This is a genomic window from Massilia sp. Root351 (assembly GCF_001425045.1).
Taxonomy (GTDB): Bacteria; Pseudomonadota; Gammaproteobacteria; order Burkholderiales; family Burkholderiaceae_D; genus Rugamonas.
In genome coordinates this window covers 1-3,048 of the sequence record NZ_LMDJ01000027.1, presented here as the reverse complement: position 1 = coordinate 3,048, position 3,048 = coordinate 1, and the positions used below count along the sequence as shown (strand labels likewise).

Sequence of the window (3,048 nt, the reverse complement as noted above, 5' to 3'; positions counted from 1 at the left end):
AGTGAGCTTCTTCTTGGCGGCGTACTCAAGGTCGGAAAAGCTTCGTTGCATGATCGGCTGAGCAGTGATGGACAATGTCGTATTGTCTCAGGTTCAGATCGCCGCAGATTCAGCCGCTGAGGAATAATTCAGCGGCTCCTTAAACTAAGAACAGATGTAGAGTTCTTCCGGAAAAGCAGTGTTTTGGAGTACCAACAGTTTCAGGATTCATGCGGACACATATGGCATGGAGCGCTATATTTTGAAGCACTTCACGGAAGTCCTCATGCTTCCATTCACGATCTTCCGCCGGGTTATTCCCCCGATGACTGGGCGCATTCGAAATATCTACGCACCCGACGGGACTTTCCCGTTGGGGCCTTACGGTGCTCACATTGTACTACCAGAGAAAAGCATCAACTGGCATGGCCAAATGACGCATACTATACCGTTGCCTATCGTGGCCAAGTATTGTGGGCGTACCATCGCGAGTCTGCCATGGAGCTGGAAAAATACTTGTCGTCCACCTCGCGCGACGTCTCGAAATATCGATGGGGCTCCTTCCTGCTGCATATCCCGACGAAATTCAAGGTTCGAAAGGCAAGAGAAACAGTCACAAAGCAGATAACTAAGCTACTGGCTGGTTAGCAAGACAATCACGGAAAAAAGTGGAGGAAGCATAGCTACGCACCGACGCAGGAGCGGCGTGGCGATCGGACGTGCGGAAATTTGCGCAGTTCTCGCCGGAACAAGATGCTATGCTGCACCGTTGGAACGAGCACGTCCAGTAGCGGACGTAAATCAAATAGCTGGCCCGATACGCGACGTACAAGCCGTGGCAAACATTGAGCGCTGACAGCTATGCTGCCCTATGGGGCCGAGCGGGCCGGAAGCGGACCTGAGGAAAGGATGGAATTGGTTTCAGTACCCTATGTGACGAATCCGGCGCAATTGGCCGAGGAGCATACCTATAGGTGCTTGGGCAAACTATTTGTGGTGTTTTCGTCAATTGAATTCAAATTAGCGCTAACCCTAGGGAATATGTTCTTTGGCTTGAATGCCAATCGTTCGAGTGCCATTGAAAAACTGACCTTTCAAGAAAAATTGGAGAATTTCGTACATACTCAGATGATGGACAGCCATGATGAAATTCACTATCAGCGGTGCTTTGACTGGTATCGCGAGGCTGATTTTATTCGAGAGGTTCGAAATAGGTTCGCTCATGGGCGGTGGGCATTTTTGTGTAATGAACCGAATATAGTTCATGTGGCTGGATATCCAGATGGGAAACAGCATGAACTGCGGCTATCACTCGAACAATTGAACGATATCGTCGAGGCCGCGATGAGGGTCAACGAGGGGATTGAACGCATAATAAGCAACAAAGATTGTCCGCGCCCTGGCTTCGAGAGCTCATCGATGACGTCAGCGCAGCCGACGGCGCGAGACAAGTATGCGAACGGTTAGCGGCCAGAACGGGGCATGTAGCTATAAAATTCAAAGGTTGCTCATGAGAAAGTTCGTTGCAGCACTTCTGCTCTCCGTCTCACCGTTTGCGGTTTGCGCTACGCTTAAACCGTCCGAATTGGCTGCCGTACAGGTAGTTGGCCAGTCTGTGCAGGGATGTATTATGAACTTCCCTTATCCAGAAAAATTTACAAACTGGTTAGCACAGCCAGGCTTTCAAGAGCTATCAAGCATCGATGCCGCAGCGTATTTGGGTGGTTACTCTGGTAGCGCCTGGAGCGTTCAGCTCGAAAATTCTCGCTTTGTCTTGACGAATTTCGGAGCGAATGTATGCAGTGTTTTTGCAAATGATTTAGACGAGTCGATGACTACGAATCTGGTTGTCGGCTTCTTGGACTATCTAAAGACTCAAGGTGCTACTTATCAGCTAAAGAACGTCACTACAGACAGTGCAACGACGCTCCTCCGCACCACAAGCTATGCGGTGTCTATGGAAGGCCAACCCGTTATGAATCTGATTTTGACTGTCGCTGCACCTGGCGGCGCAAAATTCCAAGTTGCGCTCACTGCATCCAAGGTGGAAACTTGATATGTGCACGGGGACGTCGCAGACCGCGTTCGGCCACAAGCGGACTAACGGCACATGAGATAAAACGCGATGACTTCTGCAATAGACAGACCGAAATACGTGAACGAGTACCTCAAGCAAAAAGTCGATGAACAGCTCGGCGGTGACGCGTCGCTCTTTGATGAGTTTTGGGAGCGGATCCCGAATCTCTCGGCCGTACTTCGCAGCTTTAATTCGGACTCCAACTGGTTGCATTGGAACAGAAAAACTCTTGATGGATGGTATTGCGTAGCGAATCCTGTTGCTGGCTTTGGTGTTTACTATCAGGAACGCGGCCACCGTGAGCAGGCCACGCATTTTGATGAGGAGCGTGCTGCAATCAGATTTGCAATCAACGCATCGGTATTTAACATTGGGTGACCGTCACCGGCCACAACCGGATACTGGCACTTTGTCGTGACAGCAAGTAGGGTGACATAGCCTACAACGGCCATAGTGGTGATATGATGATGTGCTCCGCGCCGCGGATGGGCTTAAAGGGCGCTCACCCTTCTAGGACCACGCATGAAAATTCGCTCTCGTCTCAAGCATTGCGCTTCTGGCCTTCTTTCCAGATTCATCAGCCGCAACAATGACTACCAAGGTTTCTGGACATTAGGTTTGCTCTATAGCTGCGTTCGCGTGGCACCACGGCGCGTAGAGTTCAATCTCATTTCTGAAGATGCATACCCCAATAATATAATCGCCGCTAGCGTCGCTGCCGAGCAATCGACATTCTTACGCGCCGCTCTGTCAAAGCAGAACGTCGCCTGGGATTCCGTAAAACGAGCGACGCTCACTGTGCAGTTCAATGCCGGCGTGCGGGTCGGCTATACCGGTACTAAAGGTGAACCTTTCGTATGTACGTAAGCGTCCAGCCACTGCCGTCTAGACTTCAAGCGGCAGCATCTCTGATGATCGAATCGAAGGCACAACAAATTTGTGCCCACAAATTCGATTATGGACAAATTTGTGCCCACAAATTCGATTATGGA

Annotated in this window: 4 protein-coding genes; all 4 read left to right on the top strand. The window is 50.4% G+C overall.

Going from position 1 to position 3,048, the window contains the following annotated elements; all coding sequences use genetic code 11:
• The first annotated feature begins 888 nt into the window (after positions 1-888).
• The 4 genes from ASD15_RS32455 to ASD15_RS32440 all read left to right on the top strand — a co-directional run bounded on the left by ASD15_RS32455 (position 889) and on the right by ASD15_RS32440 (position 2,923).
• Positions 889-1,446, top strand: a complete 558-nt coding sequence (locus ASD15_RS32455) for a hypothetical protein (protein ID WP_157201043.1) — start codon at positions 889-891, stop codon at positions 1,444-1,446.
• A 163-nt stretch (positions 1,447-1,609) separates the two neighbouring features.
• A complete protein-coding gene (locus tag ASD15_RS32450; protein ID WP_157201042.1) occupies positions 1,610-2,035 on the top strand; it encodes a hypothetical protein in 426 nt (141 codons plus the stop codon).
• A 99-nt stretch (positions 2,036-2,134) separates the two neighbouring features.
• On the top strand, positions 2,135-2,434 hold the full coding sequence (locus tag ASD15_RS32445; protein WP_157201041.1) for a hypothetical protein: 300 nt from the start codon (positions 2,135-2,137) through the stop codon (positions 2,432-2,434).
• Positions 2,435-2,578: 144 nt separating this feature from the next.
• On the top strand, positions 2,579-2,923 hold the full coding sequence (locus ASD15_RS32440; RefSeq protein WP_157201040.1) for a hypothetical protein: 345 nt from the start codon (positions 2,579-2,581) through the stop codon (positions 2,921-2,923).
• Positions 2,924-3,048 lie beyond the last annotated feature (125 nt).